At 53.4% G+C, this 22302-nt stretch carries 20 protein-coding genes; 17 read left to right on the forward strand and 3 right to left on the reverse strand.

Annotated elements, in window-relative coordinates:
* Nucleotides 1-34: 34 nt before the first annotated feature.
* The gene (mreB, locus tag ELK40_RS20375; RefSeq protein ID WP_000913396.1) at nucleotides 35-1078 is read right to left on the reverse strand and encodes a rod shape-determining protein MreB; all 1044 of its coding nucleotides are present in this window, start codon (nucleotides 1076-1078) and stop codon (nucleotides 35-37) included.
* 282 nt (nucleotides 1079-1360) lie between these two features.
* The gene (gene csrD, locus ELK40_RS20380) at nucleotides 1361-3301 is read right to left on the reverse strand and encodes an RNase E specificity factor CsrD (RefSeq protein ID WP_127732434.1); all 1941 of its coding nucleotides are present in this window, start codon (nucleotides 3299-3301) and stop codon (nucleotides 1361-1363) included.
* Nucleotides 3302-3484: 183 nt separating this feature from the next.
* On the opposite strand from csrD, the gene ELK40_RS20385 reads away from it, so the two are divergent.
* The 14 genes from ELK40_RS20385 to ELK40_RS20450 all read left to right on the forward strand — a co-directional run bounded on the left by ELK40_RS20385 (nucleotide 3485) and on the right by ELK40_RS20450 (nucleotide 16398).
* Complete coding sequence (locus ELK40_RS20385; RefSeq protein WP_127732436.1) at nucleotides 3485-4459, forward strand: MDR family oxidoreductase; 975 nt, start codon at nucleotides 3485-3487, stop codon at nucleotides 4457-4459.
* A 77-nt stretch (nucleotides 4460-4536) separates the two neighbouring features.
* A complete protein-coding gene (gene msrP / locus ELK40_RS20390) occupies nucleotides 4537-5538 on the forward strand; it encodes a protein-methionine-sulfoxide reductase catalytic subunit MsrP (RefSeq protein ID WP_111964997.1) in 1002 nt (333 codons plus the stop codon).
* Nucleotides 5539-6138 carry a protein-methionine-sulfoxide reductase heme-binding subunit MsrQ gene (gene msrQ / locus ELK40_RS20395; RefSeq protein WP_115876373.1) on the forward strand — a complete coding sequence of 200 codons (600 nt, stop codon included), beginning with the start codon at nucleotides 5539-5541 and terminating at the stop codon, nucleotides 6136-6138.
* Between the two features lie 234 nt (nucleotides 6139-6372).
* Complete coding sequence (aroQ, locus tag ELK40_RS20400; protein ID WP_024906320.1) at nucleotides 6373-6825, forward strand: type II 3-dehydroquinate dehydratase; 453 nt, start codon at nucleotides 6373-6375, stop codon at nucleotides 6823-6825.
* Nucleotides 6826-6846: 21 nt separating this feature from the next.
* Nucleotides 6847-7308, forward strand: a complete 462-nt coding sequence (accB, locus tag ELK40_RS20405) for an acetyl-CoA carboxylase biotin carboxyl carrier protein (RefSeq protein WP_010436174.1) — start codon at nucleotides 6847-6849, stop codon at nucleotides 7306-7308.
* Nucleotides 7309-7318: 10 nt separating this feature from the next.
* Nucleotides 7319-8668, forward strand: coding sequence for an acetyl-CoA carboxylase biotin carboxylase subunit (gene accC / locus ELK40_RS20410; protein WP_003860388.1), 1350 nt, complete (start codon nucleotides 7319-7321; stop codon nucleotides 8666-8668).
* Nucleotides 8669-8776: 108 nt separating this feature from the next.
* The gene (locus ELK40_RS20415) at nucleotides 8777-9019 is read left to right on the forward strand and encodes a YhdT family protein (RefSeq protein WP_127732438.1); all 243 of its coding nucleotides are present in this window, start codon (nucleotides 8777-8779) and stop codon (nucleotides 9017-9019) included.
* Nucleotides 9009-10460: a sodium/pantothenate symporter gene (gene panF, locus ELK40_RS20420; protein ID WP_127732842.1), complete on the forward strand. Its 1452-nt coding sequence runs from the start codon at nucleotides 9009-9011 to the stop codon at nucleotides 10458-10460. The genes ELK40_RS20415 and panF overlap by 11 nt, the downstream gene beginning before the upstream one ends.
* An 11-nt stretch (nucleotides 10461-10471) precedes the next feature.
* Nucleotides 10472-11353, forward strand: coding sequence for a 50S ribosomal protein L11 methyltransferase (prmA, locus tag ELK40_RS20425; RefSeq protein WP_127732440.1), 882 nt, complete (start codon nucleotides 10472-10474; stop codon nucleotides 11351-11353).
* A gap of 128 nt (nucleotides 11354-11481) precedes the next feature.
* On the forward strand, nucleotides 11482-12222 hold the full coding sequence (locus ELK40_RS20430) for a carbonic anhydrase family protein (RefSeq protein WP_127732844.1): 741 nt from the start codon (nucleotides 11482-11484) through the stop codon (nucleotides 12220-12222).
* 330 nt (nucleotides 12223-12552) lie between these two features.
* On the forward strand, nucleotides 12553-13518 hold the full coding sequence (gene dusB / locus ELK40_RS20435) for a tRNA dihydrouridine synthase DusB (protein WP_023309409.1): 966 nt from the start codon (nucleotides 12553-12555) through the stop codon (nucleotides 13516-13518).
* A gap of 23 nt (nucleotides 13519-13541) precedes the next feature.
* On the forward strand, nucleotides 13542-13838 hold the full coding sequence (fis, locus tag ELK40_RS20440; protein WP_000462905.1) for a DNA-binding transcriptional regulator Fis: 297 nt from the start codon (nucleotides 13542-13544) through the stop codon (nucleotides 13836-13838).
* A 178-nt stretch (nucleotides 13839-14016) separates the two neighbouring features.
* A complete protein-coding gene (locus ELK40_RS20445) occupies nucleotides 14017-14181 on the forward strand; it encodes a DUF2556 family protein (RefSeq protein WP_008502862.1) in 165 nt (54 codons plus the stop codon).
* 138 nt (nucleotides 14182-14319) lie between these two features.
* On the forward strand, nucleotides 14320-16398 hold the full coding sequence (locus tag ELK40_RS20450) for a bifunctional diguanylate cyclase/phosphodiesterase (RefSeq protein WP_111965003.1): 2079 nt from the start codon (nucleotides 14320-14322) through the stop codon (nucleotides 16396-16398).
* Here the strand turns inward: ELK40_RS20450 and envR are convergent.
* The gene (envR, locus tag ELK40_RS20455) at nucleotides 16317-17033 is read right to left on the reverse strand and encodes an acrEF/envCD operon transcriptional regulator (RefSeq protein WP_127732442.1); all 717 of its coding nucleotides are present in this window, start codon (nucleotides 17031-17033) and stop codon (nucleotides 16317-16319) included. The two genes, ELK40_RS20450 and envR, sit on opposite strands and share 82 nt — an antisense overlap.
* Nucleotides 17034-17418: 385 nt before the next feature.
* On the opposite strand from envR, the gene ELK40_RS20460 reads away from it, so the two are divergent.
* The 3 genes from ELK40_RS20460 (at nucleotide 17419) to ELK40_RS20470 (ending at nucleotide 22206) form a co-directional block, all read left to right on the forward strand.
* Complete coding sequence (locus tag ELK40_RS20460) at nucleotides 17419-18555, forward strand: efflux RND transporter periplasmic adaptor subunit (protein WP_164850640.1); 1137 nt, start codon at nucleotides 17419-17421, stop codon at nucleotides 18553-18555.
* An 11-nt stretch (nucleotides 18556-18566) separates the two neighbouring features.
* The gene (locus ELK40_RS20465; protein ID WP_127732446.1) at nucleotides 18567-21680 is read left to right on the forward strand and encodes an efflux RND transporter permease subunit; all 3114 of its coding nucleotides are present in this window, start codon (nucleotides 18567-18569) and stop codon (nucleotides 21678-21680) included.
* A gap of 304 nt (nucleotides 21681-21984) precedes the next feature.
* The gene (locus ELK40_RS20470) at nucleotides 21985-22206 is read left to right on the forward strand and encodes a lipoprotein (RefSeq protein WP_008502867.1); all 222 of its coding nucleotides are present in this window, start codon (nucleotides 21985-21987) and stop codon (nucleotides 22204-22206) included.
* The last annotated feature ends 96 nt before the right edge of the window (nucleotides 22207-22302 follow it).

Raw genomic sequence — 22302 nt, forward strand, 5'->3', positions numbered from 1 at the left:
AAAGGGTAGCAAATTGCTACCCTCTCAAACTCGACTACTCTTCGCTGAACAAATCGCCGCCGTGCATGTCGATCATTTCCAGCGCCTTGCCACCACCACGGGCGACGCAAGTCAGTGGATCTTCTGCAACTACGACAGGAATACCTGTCTCTTCCATTAACAGGCGGTCGAGGTTACGCAGCAGCGCACCACCACCGGTCAGAACCATACCGCGCTCGGAGATATCGGACGCCAGCTCTGGTGGACACTGTTCCAGCGCGACCATTACCGCGCTCACGATGCCCGTCAGTGGTTCCTGCAGTGCTTCCAGAATTTCGTTGGAGTTCAGGGTGAAACCGCGTGGAACACCCTCAGCCAGGTTACGGCCACGTACTTCGATCTCACGCACTTCATCGCCCGGATACGCAGAGCCGATTTCATGTTTGATACGCTCTGCGGTGGCTTCACCGATCAGAGAGCCGTAGTTACGGCGCACATAATTAATGATGGCTTCGTCGAAGCGGTCACCACCGATACGTACGGAAGAGGAGTACACCACGCCGTTCAGAGAGATAACGGCCACTTCAGTGGTACCACCACCGATATCCACCACCATGGAACCGGTCGCTTCAGACACAGGCAGACCTGCACCGATTGCCGCCGCCATTGGCTCTTCAATCAGGAACACTTCACGCGCACCTGCACCCTGGGCAGATTCACGGATTGCGCGACGTTCTACCTGGGTTGCGCCAACCGGCACACACACCAGAACACGCGGGCTTGGACGCATGAAGCTGTTGCTGTGAACCTGCTTGATGAAGTGCTGAAGCATTTTTTCAGTCACGAAGAAGTCGGCGATAACACCGTCTTTCATTGGGCGGATAGCGGCAATGTTGCCTGGGGTACGACCCAGCATCTGCTTCGCGTCATGACCCACTGCGGCCACGCTTTTTGGCGAGCCTGCACGATCCTGACGAATGGCCACAACGGAAGGCTCATTCAATACGATGCCTTGTCCTTTTACATAAATAAGGGTATTCGCGGTACCCAGGTCAATGGACAGGTCATTGGAAAACATGCCACGAAATTTTTTCAACATACTAAGGGATAATCCTGAAAGCTGGGGCGGAAAACAAAATCCGCTTACTTTACCAACCACACGCAGCAGCGACAAGGCGCAAAAATCATCTGCAACGGTGAAAATTTATGCAGTACGTTTCCTGATGTTACAAAATCATCCCCTGACTCCTTCAGGGCTGAGTAAACAGTTGCGTTCCCCACTGACGTTTGTAACCCATTAAAGGTCGTTCACTGGCTTTTTGCTCGACATACTCAAAGCTACAGGCGCGATATTCTACGTGAAAACAGCGTAAACGGCAGGTCAAACAGAGTATCTTTGCAAATATTTTTTCACGTTGGTGTCAAGCGGTTGAGAGGCAGCAAAAAAATCCCCCTGACCACCCATCACGCCGCGCGCTGTTAACATCTGCCATTCGCTTCTGGAGCGCACGCCCGTGGCAAACACTTGTGTTCGCGTTCCCTTGCATGCTTCTACCAGACTCTGTACCAGAAGCTGGTTTTCCGTACGCTTCTCGATATTCCTTACCAGCCCCGGATGTAGCTTTAATAACTCCACATCCAGTTCCTTGATCCAGTTGGTACTGACCAGCGTTAAACCAGCCTGCGTCACCGCTACACGCGCACCGAGCGCATTGATCAAACGTACCACCGGACGTAACCGGCTGATGTGTTGACCTACATCGGCCTCAGCAAGTTCAAAAATAATGTGTTTGCGCTGTGATTTTTCGCATTGCATTAATGTATCACGTAGCCAGCGCTGAAAACGTGGGCGTATTAACGACTCAACGGTGACCTGTAACGCCAGGTTTTCTTCAGGCCAGAAGGATAAAAACGGAATCAGCCGGGTAATTTGCTGGCGGTCATACTCTTCGGACAGCCCAAATTGCAGCACCATCGGCAGATATTCCGCAGAGATGACCTCTTCGGTACCGTCAAAAATACGACACATCAGCTCTCGGTGATGAACATTGCCGTTTTTCATGACCGCGGGTTTTTGATAAATACGCGGTCCGCCGCGGCTCAGCATTTGCTCAATCAAAGTACGCCAGCGCACGTTACCGCGCCCTTTTTCCGGCAGCGAGTCATCATACACCGCCCATCCGTTCGCCCCCTGTAAGACAGCGTTGCGGGTAGCGGCTTCCGCATGTTCCATTACCTGTTCTGTCGATTGTCCGCCACGCCAGGCGCAGATCCCCATATGGACCATATCATCCCTGTCGAGCATTTTGCTCTGCGGCAGCGCATCCACCGCCTTCAGCAGCTGGCTGGCGATGCTTTCCGACTCCTTCAGCGTACGGTGCGGCAGCAACACGGCAAAGTCACTGCGGTGATAGCGGGCCAGTAATGCGCCCGGGTAGCGCATAATAAAGGTGGAGAGCAGGTTGATTAGCGTAAAGAGATTTTCTTCCGCGGCCCGCTGTCCCCAGGTGTCGCGCAGGAGATCGAAATCGGGCAGGCGAATCATCATCACTACCCCATGTGTCCCCACTTTTTCTGAATCGTCGAGCAGCGTGGCCAGCTGATTATCAAAGAAAAGACGATTGTTGAGGCCAGTTTTATTATCCTGCGCAGCATAAGAGCGGATCAGCGTATCCATACGGCTGCGCTGGTCGCTGGCAAACTGGACTTCGGAGAGCAAGGTATCCAGCGCGCTGCTGGCGCGTGACGGCCATTCATGAACCGAGCCGCGCACCTGCGGGCCGCGTTCACCGTTCAGGATACGTACGGAGCGCATCTCCAGCAGCTCCTGGCCGGAGAGCTGGCGGCGCAGCCAGCGGACCGCGAGAAAGATCAGCAGGACGATAAACGCCACCGCGACGGTGAGCGGCGCGGTGGTCATCATGGATCGGAAATAGCTGGCCATCGGATCGAGATAGACCATGCGTATGGTCATCCCTGGATTTTTGAGGGAATGCACCGTCACTTCCCGATACTGGCTCACCACGCCCGCAGGCCGATAGCTCCCCGGCCGTTCATGGCTTAAAACACGATGCTTTCCCTGCTGAATGTCGATCTGAACAATATCAACAGGTACCATCAACTCATCAAGCTCACTGGTGAGCGCTGGTAGCGGCGTCGTTAGCAGACGCGTATCAATCACCGACGCGACAGACTGTACCCGGTTGACCAGTTTGTCCTGAATGGCGTTGTAAAAGCTCAGAGAGCAACCCAGAAGGGTGACAAAAATGGTAAGCCCCGTCAGCAAGGTGATAAAAGCTGAGAACTTCGTCGTTAATCGCATCCTTGAGATTACTCCGTGGGTTGATGGGGGTAGCGAGTAAGCGCTAACTTGCATTTCAAATGCGGCATACTACCAAATCGGGTGTATCTGGCAATTTATTGCGTTAAATCGGCACCGCGTTTCCCTGAGCGAGTATAGTCTTCAGAAATTATTTTCCAATCATATGAGTTGAGAGGACCCCGTATGCAGGCTTTGATCTTAGAACAGCAGGACGGCAAAACGCTTGCCTCAGTGCAGCCGGTAGAAGAGAGCCGCCTGCCGGAAGGCGAAGTAACCGTCGACATCGACTGGTCCAGTTTAAATTATAAAGATGCGCTGGCTATTACAGGTAAGGGTAAAATCATCCGAAATTTCCCTATGGTGCCTGGTATTGATTTCGCGGGCCGGGTTCATACCAGCGAGGATCCGCGCTTCCATCCGGGCCAGCAGGTGCTGCTCACCGGCTGGGGCGTGGGTGAAAATCACTGGGGCGGGCTGGCCACGCAGGCGCGCGTGAAGGGCGACTGGCTGGTGCCGATGCCGAAAGGCATGGATGGCCGCAAGGCGATGATCGTCGGTACGGCAGGCTTTACCGCCATGCTGTGCGTGATGGCGCTGGAAGATGCGGGTATCCGCCCTGAGTCGGGTGAAATTGTCGTCACCGGCGCCAGCGGCGGCGTAGGCAGCACGGCTGTCACGCTGCTCCACAAGCTGGGCTATCAGGTCGCTGCGGTTTCCGGCCGTGAAAGCACCCATGACTATCTGCGCCAGCTCGGTGCAAACCGCATTCTCAGCCGTGACGAATTCGCTGAAACCCGTCCGCTGGAAAAACAGGTCTGGGCAGGGGCTGTGGATACCGTAGGTGATAAGGTGCTGGCAAAAATCCTGGCGCAGATGAACTACGGCGGCTGCGTGGCTGCCTGCGGTCTGGCGGGCGGATTTGCCCTGCCAACCACCGTGATGCCGTTTATTCTGCGTAACGTCCGCCTGCAGGGCGTGGATTCCGTGATGACCCCTGCGGCTCGTCGCCATGAAGCCTGGGAACGGCTGGTGCGCGATCTGCCGGAATCTTTCTATACACAGAGCGCGACGGAGATAAACCTGAGCCAGGCACCGGAATATGCCTCTAAGATCATGGATAACCAGTTCCACGGTCGCGCGCTGGTGAAAATCGCCTAATCTTCAAATTTTCGTGACATATTCGCGCGAATCAATCTCCTCCGTCATGCTTAGGAAAACGCATGACGGAGGATGCCATGAAAAACCGAAAACTGACGGAAGCCGACGTAACGTCTGAGTCTGTCTTTATGCTACAGCGCCGCCAGATCCTGAAAATGCTTGGCATCAGCGCCACCGCGCTCTCGCTCTCGCCTTCGGCTCACGCCGACCTGCTCGACTGGTTTAAAGGCAACGATCGGCCAAAGGCTCCTTCCGGCGCCCCGCTCACCTTTACGAAACCAGCTGAATGGCAAAACAAACTGACGCTTACGCCGGAAGATAAAGTCACCGGCTACAACAATTTCTACGAATTTGGTCTCGACAAGGCCGATCCTGCCGCCAACGCGGGAAGCCTCAAAACCGATCCGTGGACGCTGAAGATTGATGGCGAAGTGGCGAAACCCCTGACGCTGGACCACCACGATCTCACCACCCGTTTCCCGCTCGAAGAGCGTATCTATCGCATGCGCTGCGTGGAAGCCTGGTCGATGGTAGTGCCCTGGGTCGGCTTCCCGCTGCATAAATTGCTGGCGATGGTTGAGCCCACCAGCAATGCAAAATATGTCGCCTTCCAGACGCGGTATGCGCCGGACGAGATGCCCGGGCAGAAAGATCGGTTTATCGGCGGCGGGCTTGATTATCCGTATGTGGAAGGGTTACGTCTCGACGAAGCTATGCACCCCCTCACCCTGCTGACCGTCGGCGTGTACGGTAAAGCGCTTCCGCCGCAGAACGGTGCCCCCATCCGTTTAACCGTACCGTGGAAATATGGCTTCAAAGGGATTAAATCTATCGTCAGCATTAAGCTTACCCGTGAACGTCCACCAACCACGTGGAATCTGGCGGCCCCGGACGAATACGGTTTCTTCGCCAACGTGAACCCGCATGTGGATCATCCACGCTGGTCGCAAGCGACCGAGCGGTTTATTGGTTCCGGCGGTGCGCTGGACGTGAAGCGCCAGCCGACGCTGCTGTTTAATGGTTATGCGGATGAAGTGGCCTCGCTTTATCGTGGTCTCAACTTACGGGAGAACTTCTGAGTGCGTTTAACGGCAAAACAGATTACCTGGCTAAAAGTGCTTCTGCACCTGGCCGGGGTACTTCCTTTTATATGGCTGTTCTGGGCCGCCAGCCAGGGGCTCTTTAGCGCAGACCCGGCCAAGGATATCCAGCATTTTACCGGTCGGATGGCTCTGAAATTTTTGCTGGCCACCTTGCTCGTCTCGCCGCTGGCGCGCTACGCTAAACAGCCCTTATTGATACGCACCCGTCGGCTGTTAGGACTATGGTGTTTTGCTTGGGCAACGCTGCACCTTACCAGCTATGCCCTGCTGGAACTGGGAATTAACAATCTGGCGCTGCTTGGCCGCGAACTGGTGACACGCCCTTATCTGACCCTGGGCATCGTGAGCTGGGTGATTTTACTGGCGTTAGCGCTGACCTCCACGCAATATGCACAGCGAAAGCTGGGCAGGCGCTGGCAGCTGCTGCACAACTTCGTCTATCTTGTCGCGATCCTCGCTCCCATTCATTACCTGTGGTCAGTGAAGATCCTCTCCCCGCAGCCGGTCCTGTACGCACTGGCCGCCGTGGCGCTTTTAGCATGGCGTTATAAGAAGTTCCGCCAGTGGTTGCGATAGTTCGCGAAACTGTGCGTTTTCCCGCAGATTACCCGTCAACCGCAAATCTTTTTCGGATAGCGGTTGATAATCTTCCCTGATAAGACCAGTATTTAGCTGCTAAATGCTACGAAATCGTTATAATGTGCGACCTTGGTTCGCCTGACAGCGGTTTTAAGCCTCTGAAAAGGTGACATTTGCGTTTCGAAGGTATATTTTGTTTTTTACCCGAAAATCGCAGGAGATAGCGGCATAATGACTGATAAGTTCCATATCTTAGTTTTGAACGGACCGAACCTGAACATGCTCGGCACCCGTGAGCCAGAGAAGTACGGCACGCTGACATTGAGTGAAATTGTTAACCGTCTTGGAACGGAAGCAGCGTCGCTGAATGTGGATTTGGATCATTTTCAGTCGAATGCGGAGTACGCAATCATCGACCGTATTCATCAGGCTAAAGACAATGTGGACTATATCCTGATCAATCCGGCCGCGTTTACGCACACCAGTGTTGCTATCCGCGACGCACTGCTCGCGGTGAGTATCCCGTTTATCGAGATCCATCTGAGTAACGTGCACGCCCGAGAGCCGTTCCGCCACCATTCGTATCTGTCAGATATCGCTGCTGGCGTTATCTGTGGACTGGGTGCTGACGGCTATTCATACGCTTTACAGACAGCGGTAAAACGCTTGTCACAATCACACTAAACAAGAGTACGGAACCCACTCATGGATATTCGTAAGATTAAAAAACTGATCGAGCTGGTTGAAGAATCAGGCATCTCCGAACTGGAAATTTCTGAAGGCGAAGAGTCTGTACGCATCAGCCGTGCAGCCCCAGCCGCTAGCTTCCCGGTAATGCAGCAGGCTTATGCTGCGCCAGTGCAGCAGCCTGCGCTCTCCGCAGCCGTTGCACCAGCAGCTGAAGCCGCACCTGCCGCTGCAGCAGAAATCAGTGGTCACATCGTACGTTCCCCAATGGTTGGTACTTTCTACCGCACCCCGAGCCCTGACGCGAAGGCGTTCATCGAAGTGGGTCAGAAAGTCAACGTCGGCGATACCCTGTGCATCGTAGAAGCGATGAAAATGATGAACCAGATCGAAGCAGACAAATCAGGTACTGTGAAAGCGATTCTGGTCGAAAGTGGTCAGCCGGTTGAATTTGACGAGCCGCTGGTCGTCATCGAGTAACGAGGCGTACATGCTGGATAAAATTGTTATCGCCAACCGCGGCGAGATCGCACTGCGTATTCTTCGTGCCTGTAAAGAACTGGGCATCAAGACCGTCGCTGTGCACTCAAGCGCGGATCGCGATTTAAAACACGTATTGCTGGCGGATGAGACGGTCTGTATTGGCCCGGCTCCGTCCGTAAAAAGCTATCTGAACATCCCGGCTATCATCAGCGCCGCTGAAATCACCGGCGCGGTGGCAATTCATCCGGGTTATGGCTTCCTCTCTGAGAACGCCAACTTTGCTGAGCAGGTTGAACGCTCTGGCTTCATTTTCATCGGCCCGAAAGCCGACACCATCCGCCTGATGGGCGACAAAGTGTCTGCAATCACCGCCATGAAAAAAGCCGGTGTTCCAACCGTACCAGGCTCTGACGGCCCTCTGACCGACGACATGGATGCTAACCGTGCTCATGCTAAACGCATTGGCTACCCGGTTATCATCAAGGCGTCCGGCGGCGGCGGCGGTCGCGGTATGCGCGTTGTGCGTAGCGATGCTGAACTGGCGCAGTCCATCTCCATGACCAAAGCAGAAGCGAAAGCCGCTTTCAGCAATGACATGGTGTACATGGAAAAATACCTGGAAAACCCACGCCACATCGAAATTCAGGTGCTGGCTGACGGTCAGGGTAACGCAATCTATCTGGCAGAACGTGACTGCTCCATGCAGCGTCGTCACCAGAAAGTGGTCGAAGAAGCACCAGCGCCGGGCATTACCCCGGAACTGCGTCGCTACATCGGCGAGCGTTGCGCTAAAGCGTGTGTCGATATCGGCTATCGTGGAGCGGGTACCTTTGAGTTCCTGTTCGAGAACGGCGAGTTCTATTTCATCGAAATGAACACCCGTATTCAGGTTGAGCACCCGGTTACCGAAATGATCACCGGCGTTGACCTGATCAAAGAGCAGCTGCGTATCGCTGCAGGCCAGCCGCTTTCCATCAAGCAGGAAGAAGTTGTGGTGAAAGGCCATGCGGTAGAATGCCGTATCAACGCCGAAGACCCGAACACCTTCCTGCCAAGCCCGGGCAAAATCACGCGTTTCCACGCGCCGGGTGGCTTTGGCGTGCGCTGGGAGTCTCATATCTACGCCGGTTACACCGTACCGCCGTACTATGACTCAATGATCGGCAAGCTCATCTGCTACGGCGAAAATCGTGACGTGGCGATTGCCCGCATGAAGAATGCCCTGCAGGAGCTGATCATCGACGGTATCAAAACCAACGTTGATCTGCAGATGCGCATCATGAGCGACGAGCACTTCCAGAATGGTGGAACTAACATCCACTATCTGGAGAAAAAACTCGGTCTGAACGAGAAGTAAGAGACCTGTGTTGCTAAAAGGCCGGATTATCCGGCCTTTTTTATTTCTGGGGCCTGGAAAGGCTCATCATGTACAATCCCCGCTTTCTTCATCCACAAGGGACAATAAATGGACAAACGTTTTGTTCAGGCCCATAAAGAAGCGCGCTGGGCGCTGTGGCTGACCCTTCTCTATCTCGCAGCATGGTTTGTAACTGCTTACTTACCTGACTCCGCTATTGGCATCACCGGCCTGCCGCACTGGTTCGAAATGGCGTGCCTGCTGGTACCGCTGGTCTTCATCCTGCTGTGCTGGGCAACGGTGAAATTCATCTATCGCGATATCCCGCTGGAGGACGATGATGCAGCTTGAAGTCATTCTGCCGCTTATCGCTTACTTGTTAGTGGTGTTTGGTTTATCCGTTTACGCCATGCGTAAAAGAACGACGGGCACCTTCCTGAACGAGTATTTTCTTGGTAGCCGCTCGATGGGCGGCGTCGTGCTGGCCATGACGCTGACCGCGACCTACATCAGTGCCAGTTCGTTTATCGGCGGACCCGGAGCAGCCTATAAATATGGGTTAGGCTGGGTGCTTCTGGCGATGATCCAGCTTCCAGCCGTCTGGCTCTCACTGGGCATACTGGGCAAAAAATTTGCCATTCTGGCGCGCCGTTATAATGCCGTGACGCTCAATGATATGCTTTTTGCCCGCTATCAGAGCCGTTTACTGGTGTGGCTGGCCAGCTTAAGCCTGCTGGTGGCCTTTATTGGCGCAATGACGGTGCAGTTTATCGGCGGAGCACGTCTGCTGGAAACGGCGGCCGGGATCCCCTACGAGACAGGCTTGATCATCTTCGGAGTCAGCATTGCGCTGTATACCGCGTTCGGCGGATTCCGCGCCAGCGTGCTGAACGATACGATGCAGGGATTGGTGATGCTTGTTGGCACCATTGTTCTGCTGGTGGGCATTGTGCATGCTGCTGGTGGCCTGAGCCACGCAGTCGAAACGCTGGAAACCATCGACCCGAAACTGGTCTCTCCGCAGGGCGCAGATGACATCCTTTCGCCAGCCTTTATGACCTCGTTCTGGGTGTTGGTGTGCTTTGGAGTGATTGGCCTGCCGCATACCGCCGTGCGCTGTATCTCTTACAAAGACAGCAAAGCCGTGCACAGAGGTATCATTATCGGCACTATCGTGGTTGCGATCCTGATGTTTGGTATGCACCTGGCGGGCGCGTTAGGTCGGGCAGTTATTCCTGACCTTACCGTACCCGATCTGGTTATCCCAACCCTGATGGTTAAAGTGCTGCCGCCATTTGCAGCCGGGATCTTCCTCGCAGCCCCGATGGCCGCCATTATGTCGACAATCAACGCTCAGCTGCTGCAAAGTTCCGCTACGATCATTAAAGATCTCTATCTGAACCTGCGTCCTGAGCAGGCAGAGAATGAACGGCGCCTGAAGCGCATGTCGGCCATTATTACTCTGACGTTAGGGGCATTGCTGCTGTTAGCCGCATGGCGCCCGCCTGAGATGATCATCTGGCTGAACCTGCTGGCGTTTGGTGGGCTTGAAGCGGTATTCCTGTGGCCGCTGGTGTTAGGGCTCTACTGGGAGCGTGCAAACGCTGCGGGCGCGCTGAGCGGCATGATTGTCGGCGGTGTGCTGTACGCCGTCCTTGCAACGTTTAAGATTCAGTACCTGGGCTTCCATCCGATTGTGCCTTCGTTACTGCTGAGTTTACTGGCGTTTGTGGTGGGAAACCGTTTCGGTCAGCCCGTCCCACAGCCCGCTGTGATTTCTACTGATAAATAAAGAGTTTTGCCATGCCGTGGATCCAACTAAAACTGAACACAACCGGCGCTAACGCCGAGGAACTGAGCGATGCGCTGATGGAGGCCGGTTCGGTCTCTATCACCTTCCAGGACACGCATGACACGCCGGTCTTTGAGCCGTTGCCGGGCGAAACCCGCCTGTGGGGTGATACCGACGTTATTGGCCTGTTTGATGCCGAAACCGACATGAAAGAGGTTGTCGCAATTCTGGAGAATCATCCTCTGCTGGGTGCGGGTTTTGCCCATAAAATCGAACAGCTGGAAGATAAAGACTGGGAACGCGAGTGGATGGATAACTTCCACCCGATGCAGTTCGGCAAACGCCTGTGGATCTGCCCGAGCTGGCGCGACGTTCCTGATGAAAACGCGGTTAACGTCATGCTCGATCCGGGCCTGGCGTTTGGTACCGGCACTCACCCAACCACGTCCCTGTGCCTGCAGTGGCTGGATGGTCTGGATCTGGACGGTAAGACAGTGATTGACTTCGGCTGTGGATCCGGGATCCTCGCGATTGCTGCCCTGAAGCTGGGCGCGGCAAAAGCTATCGGGATCGATATCGATCCGCAGGCGATTCAGGCCAGCCGTGACAACGCCGAGCGTAATGGCGTTTCCGATCGACTGGAGCTGTATTTGCCGGATGCGCAGCCAGAAGCGATGAAAGCCGACGTGGTGGTCGCAAACATTCTGGCGGGCCCACTGCGCGAGCTGGCCCCGCTAATCAGCGTGCTGCCCGTTGAGGGCGGTCTGCTGGGGCTTTCCGGTATCCTGGCAAGCCAGGCCGACAGCGTATGTGAAGCCTACGCCGATCTCTTTGCCCTCGATCCGGTCGTGGAAAAAGAAGAGTGGTGCCGCATCACCGGCCATAAAAAATAAGAATCTGGCGTGGTCATCTGACCACGCCTCTCTCCCTTTGATAATCCTCTCTCCCCCGGTCATTCTTCGGTAAAATAACCCCACAAATCACGTTGGTTTGTATTACAAAAATTCACCGGAAGAATATGATGAAACACATTACAGGCAAGGCAGCGCTGCTGGCGCTGAGCATGATCTCGGCTTCAGCATTTGCATCACACTGGAACTACGAAGGGGAAGGTTCACCGGAACACTGGGGCGAGCTGGACGAGGCCTACAAGACCTGTCAAAGCGGGATGAACCAGTCTCCGATTAATATTGATTCCACCGCTAACGCCCATCTTTCCCCGCTGCAAACCCACTACGTTGATGGCCCTGTTACACTGACAAACAATGGCCATACCATTCAGGCTGGTGAACAGGCTGACACCCGCGATACCCTTACTCTTGATAAGCAAACCTGGACGTTACAACAGTTCCATTTTCACGCGCCGAGCGAAAATACCGTGCATGGCAAAAGGTACGCGATGGAAATGCATCTGGTTCATAAAAATGCCGGCGGGGAACTGACGGTGGTGGCGGTCATGTTTGATAAAGGGGCCGCAAACCCGGAGCTTGAAAAACTGTGGCGCGTTATGCCTCAGCAGGCCGAGCAGAACATCTCCATCAAACAGGATCTCAACCTGAACAAACTGCTGCCGAAAGATAAAACGTACTGGCGCTTTAGCGGTTCACTGACCACCCCGCCGTGTTCAGAAGGCGTCACCTGGATTGTGCTCAAGCAACCCTTGACGGTTTCTGCAGAACAACTTGCCAGATTCACCGGGACAATGCATCACGATAATAACCGTCCGGTACAGTCTCTGCATGGGCGTGTTGTGGTCGAATAACGCCCATCCAGAGGCTAAAGATCATGTTCTAAAATGCGACGCAGATCGCAAAGAAGACGGGAAATCTGCTGCTAAAAACAGCAGATTATCCCGCTCAGGTAAGCCCTTTATTCAGAAATGATGAGAAGTTACGGGAAATTGTAAGCGCCCATAAAATAGCCATTCCCGCATAACACAATGATTTAAATAGTGAATAATTCTTAACGGAAAGATTGAGCGGCGATTCCTTGATCTACAACAGTGGATTGTTCAAAGTTTGGCCTTTCATCTCGTGCAAAAAATGCGTAATATACGCCGCCTTGCAGTCACAGTATGGTCATTTCTTAACTCATGCGCATCGGACACCACCAGCTTAGAAATCGCCTGATCGCAGCCCCAATGGCAGGTATTACAGACCGGCCGTTCAGGACGCTGTGCTATGAGATGGGAGCCGGTTTAACCGTATCCGAGATGATGTCGTCTAACCCGCAGGTTTGGGAAAGCGATAAATCCCGCCTTCGGATGGTGCACGTTGATGAACCAGGTATTCGCACCGTGCAAATTGCCGGAAGCGTGCCTGAAGAGATGGCAGATGCCGCGCGAATTAACGTGGAAAGTGGTGCCCAGATTATTGATATCAATATGGGGTGCCCGGCCAAAAAGGTGAATCGCAAGCTTGCAGGTTCAGCCCTTCTGCAATACCCCGACCAGGTGAAAGCTATCCTGACGGCGGTTGTCAGCGCGGTGGACGTTCCTGTTACGTTGAAGATTCGCACGGGTTGGTCGCCGGAACACCGTAACTGTGTAGAGATTGCCCAACTGGCCGAAGACTGTGGCATTCAGGCCCTGACCATTCATGGACGCACTCGCGCCTGTTTGTTCAACGGCGAAGCTGAATACGACAGCATTCGGGCAGTTAAGCAGAAAGTTTCCATTCCGATTATCGCGAATGGCGACATAACTGACCCGCTTAAAGCCAGGGCTGTACTCGACTATACGGGAGCTGATGCTCTGATGATAGGACGTGCAGCTCAGGGAAGACCCTGGATCTTCCGGGAAATCCAGCATTATCTGGACACTGGGGAGCTGCTTGCCCCGCTGCCTCTGGCAGAGGTTAAGCGCTTGCTTTGTTCGCATGTTCGGGAACTGCATGACCACTACGGTCAGGCAAAAGGGTACCGAATTGCGCGTAAACACGTCTCCTGGTATCTCCAGGAGCACGCTCCAGATGACCAGTTTCGGCGCACATTCAACGCCATAGAGGATGCCAGCGTACAGCTGGAGGCGTTGGAGGCATACTTCGAAAATCTTGCGTAATGAAATAAAGAGCTGACAGAACTATGTTCGAACAACGCGTAAATTCTGACGTACTGACCGTTTCTACCGTTAACTCTCAGGACCAGGTAACTCAAAAACCCCTGCGTGACTCGGTTAAACAGGCACTGAAGAACTATTTTGCTCAACTGAATGGTCAGGATGTTAATGACCTGTATGAGCTGGTACTGGCTGAAGTTGAACAGCCACTGTTGGACATGGTGATGCAATACACCCGCGGTAACCAAACCCGCGCTGCGCTGATGATGGGTATCAACCGTGGTACTCTGCGTAAGAAACTGAAAAAATACGGCATGAACTGATACTAATCAGTTGAATGCTTGTTTAAAAAGGCGCTCTTCGGCATGGGGAAGCGCCTTTTTTATTCCCCTGCTTCAGTCCGTCAACGCTTTGTAAACCTTCACTTATCCCGCTTTAAAACCGCAGATTTTGGTGTATATTTCCCCCACCTTACTGGCGCTCTTCTCGCGGAATGACACAATGATTCGTAAATACTGGTGGCTGGTTGTCTTTGCAATCTCCGTTCTCATTTTCGATGCACTCCTGATGCAGTGGATTGAACTGATGAGCACCGAAACCGATAAGTGTCGCAATATGAACTCCGTGAATCCCCTTAAACTCGTGAACTGCTCAGAGCTCGACTAAGCGCTCGATTGCGCAAATCACCTGTTATTACCCACTAAAAACGGGGATTTAAATCCCTTTGAGCCATTACCTGACGGTGATAATGTCTCGCCCTTCTCAACCGCTCTAGCGTAACCCCACACTCGAGTAGAACCGTCCATGCTGGTCAGCCAATACAACCATATCCTTGTCGTCCTCTCCTTTGTTGTTGCCATCCTTGCTGCGTATACCGCATTGAATATGGCTGCACGCGTTGCCGGAAGCGAGGGCGTCGCTGCCCGCGTCTGGCTGGCTGGCGGCGGTATTGCTATGGGTATTGGCGTGTGGGCCATGCATTTTATCGGCATGCTGGCGATGGACCTCTCCATGAGCATGAGCTACAACGCCACCCTGACGGTGTTATCTATGGTCATCGCCGTGGGGTCGTCGCTATTTGCGCTATGGCTCGTTAGCTGCGAGCAATTACGCCTGCGCCGACTGCTGCCCGGAGCGTTGGTGATGGGAAGCGGTATAGTTGCAATGCATTACACCGGTATGGCGGCGCTGGAAGTGATGCCCGGGATTATCTGGGACAAGGTCTGGGTGGCCATTTCGGTCGCGATTGCGCTTGCCGCTTCACTCGCGGCGTTATGGCTGACCTTCCGCCTGCGCCACGAAGCCGCGCAGGTCGTGCTGATGCGCATGGGTGCCGCCATCACGATGGGAATTGCCATTGCCGGTATGCACTATGCCGGGATGAAAGCGGCGCAGTTTCCGATGTCCACAATGGTTCATCATGAGGGTATCAACGGGAGCTGGCTGGCGGTGCTGGTCAGCGTCGTCGCGCTCTCTATTCTTGGGATCACCCTGCTGGTCTCGATGCTGGATGCCCGCCTTCAGGCTCGTACCGCCCTTTTGGCCTCGTCGCTTGCAGAAGCTAACCGGGAACTCGCTCAACTGGCTCTACACGATACCCTCACGCGTCTGCCCAACCGTATCCTGCTGGAAGACAGACTCGATCAGGCCATCAGCAAAGCCGATCGTGAAAGAACCCATTTTGCCCTGATGTTCATGGATCTTGACGGCTTTAAAGCCATCAATGATGCCTACGGCCATGATGTCGGTGACAGGCTGCTGGTCGCCGTTACACAGCGTCTGCTGCTTCTCCTGAAAGGCCAGTTCACCCTTGCACGTATTGGCGGTGATGAGTTTGTTCTGCTGGCAGAGGGAGAAGGTCCGGACGACGCGGCGTCGCTGGCGAATTCGCTGGTACGCGCGATCGATAGTCCATTCAATCTCAGTCCCTATGAACTGGTGGTTACCCTCAGCATTGGTATTGCGCTGTACCCTCACGACGGCAAAACCGAGCGTGAGCTGATGTTTAACGCCGACGCGGCGATGTATCACACGAAGCATATGGGCCGTAACGGTTACCATTTTTTCCAGCCCTCCATGAACACCCTGGCGCAGACCCATCTCCAGTTAATGAACGATTTGTGGATGGCAATCGAGCGCAATGAGCTGCGCCTGCTTTATCAGCCAAAATTCAACGCCCCCGCGGGTCCTGTCCTCGGATTCGAGGCGTTATTACGCTGGCAGCATCCTAAGCAGGGGTTACTGACCCCTGACCTTTTCCTGCCGCTGGCGGAAAAAACGGGGCTGATCATCCCCATAGGCAACTGGGTGATTAATGAAGCCTGTCGCCAGCTGCGGGAATGGCATCTGCAGGGGCATCAAAGCTGGTCAATGGCGGTAAACCTGTCGACACTGCAGTTTGAACAACCTTCGCTGGTTAAAACGGTTCTCGACTGCCTGGCACTTCACCAGGTGCCACCGGAATTGTTGATCCTCGAAGTGACGGAAACCACGGCGATGAGCAACCCGGATGAGAGCGTACGAGTGCTGACAGAGCTGACGGATGCGGGGGTGAAAGCCTCCATTGATGATTTTGGCACCGGATATTCAAGCCTGCTGTACCTCAAACGCTTACCGGCCTGCGAACTAAAAATCGACAGGGCGTTTGTACAAGAGCTTAGCGGGGAGAGTGAGGATGCGACTATTGTCTCAGCGATTGTAGCCCTTGCAAAAACACTTAACCTGAAAGTCGTGGCTGAAGGTGTAGAAACCGAAGCGCAGCAGGCCTTTTTGACCGAGCTAGGCTGTAACACCCTTCAGGGTTATCTGTTAGGTAAACCCGTCAGCGCGGAAACCATCGAAGCACTTTGTGCCCGAGGGGAAATGTTACCTGCCGCTGAGTAGTAAGCATCATCAGGCGACACGCGAATGACAGGAAGTGTCGCCAGAATGCTATCAACCAGGGCGGGGGCCTGCTGATAAAGATTAAAACTGTCGGTATTCATTAGCCAGTTTTTAATTATTCCGCTAAAAAACCCGTGGAATACAATCAAGGTGAGATCAACATTCACCTTTGGCGAAATGATATTCCGCGAAATACAGGTCTCCAGCATGGCACGGAGCGTATCATCATTAAATCCAATACGTTTTCTGATTTCATGCTCTGAAATCATATCACCGCTAAATTCACACTTATGATACAGAATTTGTAAAAGCGCACATTGCCGGGGTTCATGGGCAATATACTGCAGCGCAGTAATAAATTGCTCACGAAGTTTTAACAAGGGATCGTCACTATCGGAAAGGGAAAGCCTGTCGCGGATAATGTCGCGAAGGGGTAATTGCTGTTCCCAGATGGCATTAAATATCTCAGATTTACTGGTGAAGTGCCAGTAGATAGCGCCGCGCGTCACCTTAGCAGCATCAGCGATATCCGTCAGCGTCGTGCTGGCTACGCCACGCGTCGCAAACTGTCCGATAGCCGCCTCAATCAGTTTCTGCCGGGTTTGTTGAGCTTCGTCTTTCTTTTTACGCGCCATAGGCAACTACTCGTGACTCAGAAGGTTTAAAGGTAATATTGCGTTCATGCAAATGTAAGTATTCACTAAAATCCGTTTTAATTTTGCACAAAAAAAGTCACCTCTATTAATTTATAATTAATACAAATACATTAAATCAATTAAATTGGCGGCATGAATAACAAGAAGCATTAAACTCACTTACCTGATTAATATACATGAAGTATACCCCTGAATGGACATGGTCTGATTCTGATTTTTTCTGCAAGCATGGTCATTCGCACTTATAAATTAAAAAAGATTAAATACCCTCATTATTATACGCAGCTACATTTTATTTTTTATCCCTCTGCCCCGCTACCGATTCGCGGCATATATCGGTTTATGGGTATTTAAAGGAACAGTAATGACGAATCATTTCAGACGCTTGCCCTTATCCGGTTTCATTGTCTGCGCGGTACTGCTCACTGGATGCGATGGTCAGGAAAATCAACAACACCTGCAGGCACCTCAGGTCAGCGTGCATATTGTGCAAAGCGCGCCTCTGGCTGTCACCACTGAACTCCCGGGAAGAACAGATGCGTTCCGCGTTGCAGAGGTTCGTCCGCAGGTTAGCGGTATCATCCTGCGCCGCAACTTCACGGAAGGGAGCGATGTAAAAGCCGGGGATTCGCTTTATCAGATTGATCCTGCAACCTATCAGGCGGCTTATGATAACGCGAAAGGCGAGCTGGCGAAGGCCCAGGCGGCGGCCAATATTGCGCACCTGACGGTGAAACGTTATCTCCCGCTGGTCGGCACACAGTATGTCAGCAAGCAAGAGTATGACCAGGCCGTCGCCACGGCCCAGCAGGCAGATGCCAGCGTCGTCGCCGCCAAAGCGGGCGTTGAAAGTGCACGAATCAATCTTGCTTATACCAAGGTGACGTCTCCCGTCGATGGTCGTATCGGCAAATCCAGCGTGACGGAAGGGGCGCTGGTGACGAACGGACAAACCGCTGCGCTGGCAACGGTCCAGCAGCTCGATCCTATTTATGTCGATGTCACCCAGTCCAGCAATGATTTTATGCGCCTTAAACAAACGAGCCTGCAAAAAGGCGATAACGTCAGCAGCGTTGAGCTACTGATGGAGAACGGACAGCCCTATCCGCTGAAAGGCACATTGCAGTTCTCTGACGTCACGGTGGACGAAAGTACCGGCTCGATTACACTGCGCGCCATTTTCCCGAATCCTCAACATCTGCTGTTACCCGGCATGTTCGTTCGTGCCCGCATTGATGAAGGTACGCAGCCGGATGCGATTCTGGTTCCCCAGCAAGGCGTGACCCGAACGCCGCGAGGCGAAGCCACCGTGATGGTGGTGAACGATAAAAACCAGGTTGAGTCGCGTACCGTCGTTGCGCCTCAGGCGATTGGGGACCGCTGGCTGGTAACCGAAGGGCTGAAAAACGGTGACCGCGTGATCGTCAGCGGGCTACAGAAAGTCAGACCGGGGGTAACCGTCGTCGCCACGCCGGATACCACAACGACTCCAGCCGGTTAAGGGACGACGACATGGCTAATTTCTTTATTCAGAGACCGGTTTTCGCCTGGGTACTTGCTATCATTTTGATGATTGCTGGCGGGCTGGCCATTCTCAAACTCCCCGTCGCACAGTACCCAACCATTGCACCTCCCGCCGTGGCTATATCCGCGACCTACCCTGGAGCTGACGCTCAAACGGTACAGGATACCGTGACTCAGGTTATCGAACAGAACATGAACGGTATCGATAACCTGATGTATATGTCATCCACCAGCGATTCAGCGGGCAACGTCACCATCACTCTGACCTTCGAGTCAGGAACCGATCCGGATATCGCTCAGGTACAAGTGCAAAACAAGCTGCAGCTCGCCATGCCGCTGCTGCCGCAAGAGGTGCAGCAGCAAGGAATTGGCGTGGAGAAATCCAGCAGCAGCTTCCTGCTGGTCGCCGGCTTTGTTTCAGACAACAATAATCTTACGCAGAACGACATCTCTGATTACGTCGCCTCAAACGTCAAAGATGCCATCAGCCGAACGTCTGGCGTCGGCGACGTGCAGCTGTTTGGTGCTCAGTATGCGATGCGCATCTGGCTTGACAGCAACGCGATGAACAAATACCAGCTGACGCCGCTGGATATTATCAGCCAGCTGAAAACGCAGAACGACCAGATAGCGGCAGGCCAGCTGGGCGGAACGCCGTCCATCCCCGGGCAGCAGCTGAATGCCTCGATCATCGCGCAAACTCGCCTGAAATCACCGGAGGAATTTGGCCGCGTGACGCTCAAGGTGAATCAGGACGGCTCGATGGTTCATCTGAAGGATGTGGCTCGCATTGAGCTCGGTGGCGAAAACTACAACATGGTCACTAAAATCAACGGGCAGGCAGCAACCGGTCTCGGGATCAAGCTGGCAACCGGAGCAAATGCGCTGGACACTGCGGCTGCCATTAAGAGCAAGCTGACGCAACTGCAGCAGTTCTTCCCACAGGGTCTGAAAGTTGTCTATCCCTATGACACCACGCCTTTTGTAAAAATCTCTATCCACGAAGTGGTGAAGACCCTGTTTGAAGCAATCATTCTCGTCTTCCTGGTCATGTACCTCTTCCTGCAAAACCTGCGGGCAACGCTCATCCCGACTATCGCGGTGCCGGTCGTTCTGCTGGGTACCTTCGCGGTTCTGGCGGCATTTGGTTTCTCCATCAATACCCTGACGATGTTCGGCATGGTGCTGGCGATAGGTCTGCTGGTCGATGACGCTATCGTGGTCGTTGAGAACGTTGAACGCGTCATGGTCGAGGATAACCTGCCGCCCAAAGAGGCCACGCAGAAGTCGATGGAGCAGATCCAGGGTGCGCTGGTAGGGATCGCCATGGTGCTCTCGGCGGTCTTTATTCCAATGGCCTTTTTTGGCGGCTCGACTGGAGCAATATATCGCCAGTTCTCACTGACTATCGTGTCCGCTATGGCGCTGTCGGTACTGGTTGCGCTAATCCTGACGCCCGCACTCTGCGCAACGTTGCTTAAGCCCGTATCCGACGACCATCGTCAGAAAAAAGGTGGCTTTTTCAGCTGGTTTAATGCGCTCTTTGATAAAAGCGTGGAGCACTACAGCAATAGCGTGAGCGGTATTTTGCGCAAGACAGGGCGCTATCTGGTGGTGTACGTCATCATCGTCGGTGGGATGGCGGTGCTCTTCCTGCGCTTACCTACCTCCTTTCTGCCCGAAGAGGATCAGGGGGTGTTCATGACGATGGTTCAACTCCCGGCAGGTGCAACTCAGACGCGTACTCAACAGGTGCTCGACCAGGTACAGGACTATTACCTGAACAAAGAGAAGGCGAACGTCGAATCCGTCTTTACCGTAAATGGCTTTAGCTTTAGCGGCCAGGGTCAGAACGCCGGCATTGCCTTCGTCAGCCTGAAGCCCTGGGAGGAACGCCCGGGACAGAAAAACGGCGTTGAGGCGATTGTCGGTCGCGCGACTAAAGCCTTCAGTCAGATTAAAGATGGCCTCGTGTTCCCGTTTAACCTGCCTGCAATTATCGAACTGGGTACCGCTACGGGCTTCGATTTTGAATTGATCGATCAGGCTAACCTGGGGCATACCCAGCTGACTCAGGCGCGTAACCAACTGCTTAACATGGTGAAAGAGCACTCTGATCTGCTGGTTAGCGTGCGTCCTAACGGTCTTGAAGATACGCCCCAGTTCAAGCTGGATGTCGACCAGGAGAAAGCACAGGCGCTGGGCGTCAGTCTTTCTGACGTCAACCAGACGATTTCAACGGCCTTAGGTGGCACCTATGTGAACGACTTTATCGATCATGGGCGCGTGAAAAAAGTCTACGTACAGGCCGACGCAAAATTCCGTATGTTGCCAGGAGATATTAACAACCTTTACGTGCGCAGCGCGAATGGAGAAATGGTCCCTTTCTCAGCCTTTAGCAACGCTCGCTGGGTCTATGGTTCACCCCGACTGGAGCGCTATAACGGGATGCCCTCTATGGAGATCCTCGGTGAGTCAGCCCCGGGTAAAAGTACCGGTGAGGCTATGGCTATGATGGAAAGCCTCGCGGCAAAACTGCCTTCCGGTATCGGATATGACTGGACGGGGATGTCTTATCAGGAGCGGCTTTCGGGTAACCAGGCACCTGCCCTGTACGCCATTTCACTGATCGTGGTGTTCCTGTGTCTGGCAGCGCTGTATGAAAGCTGGTCCATTCCGTTCTCCGTTATGCTGGTTGTGCCGCTGGGGGTCATTGGGGCGCTTCTCGCAGCGTCGCTGCGTGGATTAAACAATGACGTCTATTTCCAGGTCGGTCTGCTGACGACGATTGGTTTATCGGCGAAAAACGCCATTTTGATCGTCGAATTTGCTAAGGACCTGATGGAGAAAGAAGGTAAAGGCATCATTGAAGCCACACTGGAGGCGTCAAGGATGCGCCTTCGACCGATCCTGATGACTTCCCTGGCTTTTATCCTTGGCGTCATGCCGCTGGTGATCAGCTCAGGGGCCGGGAGCGGCGCGCAAAACGCCGTCGGTACGGGCGTGATGGGGGGAATGCTTTCCGCAACGCTTCTGGCGATTTTCTTCGTGCCCGTCTTCTTTGTGGTTGTCCGTCGACGCTTTACCCGTCATAAAGATTAACATGCCCCTAAAAAGGCACCTCGGGTGCCTTTTTTATTTTTAAGATAAACAATGAATTAGGCATTAAGCAAAAGTCATGTTAAAAATACGATGATTTGCATTAAGTAAAAACACTCTATTATCCCTTCATAAGGTCTCCATTAATTCGTCCTGAAACCGACTTTTCTCCACGATTTTTACAAACTACATAATTTGAGATTATTCCTCGTGTAACGTGGACTTACCCCGGTGGTAAAATAACCTCCAGTTCGTTAATTGCCCTCCTGGCTTTATAGCGGACGAGAAATAATACTGAGGTAACATCATGAAAAGATTCATTTCCGTTGCACTCCTCGCTGCGCTGCTTGCTGGTTGCGCGCACGACTCTCCATGTGTACCGGTTTACGACGACCAGGGCCGACTGGTTCATACCAATACCTGTATGAAAGGCACCACCCAGGATAACTGGGAAACTGCGGGTGCTATCGCCGGCGGTGCTGCCGCAGTGGCGGGTTTGACGCTGGGTATTGTTGCCCTGACGAAGTAACTGCTGTTAAGAAAGCGCGGCTCTGACCGCGCTTTTGCTTTTAATCAGTGCACTATTTTCAAATAAGTAAAAAAATAGCCCCGTATTTATTCGCAC

Source organism: Enterobacter sp. N18-03635 (assembly GCF_004006055.1).
Taxonomy (GTDB): Bacteria; Pseudomonadota; Gammaproteobacteria; order Enterobacterales; family Enterobacteriaceae; genus Enterobacter; species Enterobacter vonholyi.

Bases quoted from the DNA above. Each gene is read 5' to 3' on its own strand.
- mreB (WP_000913396.1), bottom strand. From the start codon at position 1,078: ATGTTGAAAAAATTTCGTGGCATGTTTTCCAATGACCTGTCCATTGAC.
- csrD (WP_127732434.1), bottom strand. From the start codon at position 3,301: ATGCGATTAACGACGAAGTTCTCAGCTTTTATCACCTTGCTGACGGGG.
- ELK40_RS20385 (WP_127732436.1), top strand. From the start codon at position 3,485: ATGCAGGCTTTGATCTTAGAACAGCAGGACGGCAAAACGCTTGCCTCA.
- msrP (WP_111964997.1), top strand. From the start codon at position 4,537: ATGAAAAACCGAAAACTGACGGAAGCCGACGTAACGTCTGAGTCTGTC.
- aroQ (WP_024906320.1), top strand. From the start codon at position 6,373: ATGACTGATAAGTTCCATATCTTAGTTTTGAACGGACCGAACCTGAAC.
- accB (WP_010436174.1), top strand. From the start codon at position 6,847: ATGGATATTCGTAAGATTAAAAAACTGATCGAGCTGGTTGAAGAATCA.
- accC (WP_003860388.1), top strand. From the start codon at position 7,319: ATGCTGGATAAAATTGTTATCGCCAACCGCGGCGAGATCGCACTGCGT.
- ELK40_RS20415 (WP_127732438.1), top strand. From the start codon at position 8,777: ATGGACAAACGTTTTGTTCAGGCCCATAAAGAAGCGCGCTGGGCGCTG.
- panF (WP_127732842.1), top strand. From the start codon at position 9,009: ATGCAGCTTGAAGTCATTCTGCCGCTTATCGCTTACTTGTTAGTGGTG.
- prmA (WP_127732440.1), top strand. From the start codon at position 10,472: ATGCCGTGGATCCAACTAAAACTGAACACAACCGGCGCTAACGCCGAG.
- ELK40_RS20430 (WP_127732844.1), top strand. From the start codon at position 11,482: ATGAAACACATTACAGGCAAGGCAGCGCTGCTGGCGCTGAGCATGATC.
- dusB (WP_023309409.1), top strand. From the start codon at position 12,553: ATGCGCATCGGACACCACCAGCTTAGAAATCGCCTGATCGCAGCCCCA.
- fis (WP_000462905.1), top strand. From the start codon at position 13,542: ATGTTCGAACAACGCGTAAATTCTGACGTACTGACCGTTTCTACCGTT.
- ELK40_RS20445 (WP_008502862.1), top strand. From the start codon at position 14,017: ATGATTCGTAAATACTGGTGGCTGGTTGTCTTTGCAATCTCCGTTCTC.
- ELK40_RS20450 (WP_111965003.1), top strand. From the start codon at position 14,320: ATGCTGGTCAGCCAATACAACCATATCCTTGTCGTCCTCTCCTTTGTT.
- envR (WP_127732442.1), bottom strand. From the start codon at position 17,033: ATGGCGCGTAAAAAGAAAGACGAAGCTCAACAAACCCGGCAGAAACTG.
- ELK40_RS20460 (WP_164850640.1), top strand. From the start codon at position 17,419: ATGACGAATCATTTCAGACGCTTGCCCTTATCCGGTTTCATTGTCTGC.
- ELK40_RS20465 (WP_127732446.1), top strand. From the start codon at position 18,567: ATGGCTAATTTCTTTATTCAGAGACCGGTTTTCGCCTGGGTACTTGCT.
- ELK40_RS20470 (WP_008502867.1), top strand. From the start codon at position 21,985: ATGAAAAGATTCATTTCCGTTGCACTCCTCGCTGCGCTGCTTGCTGGT.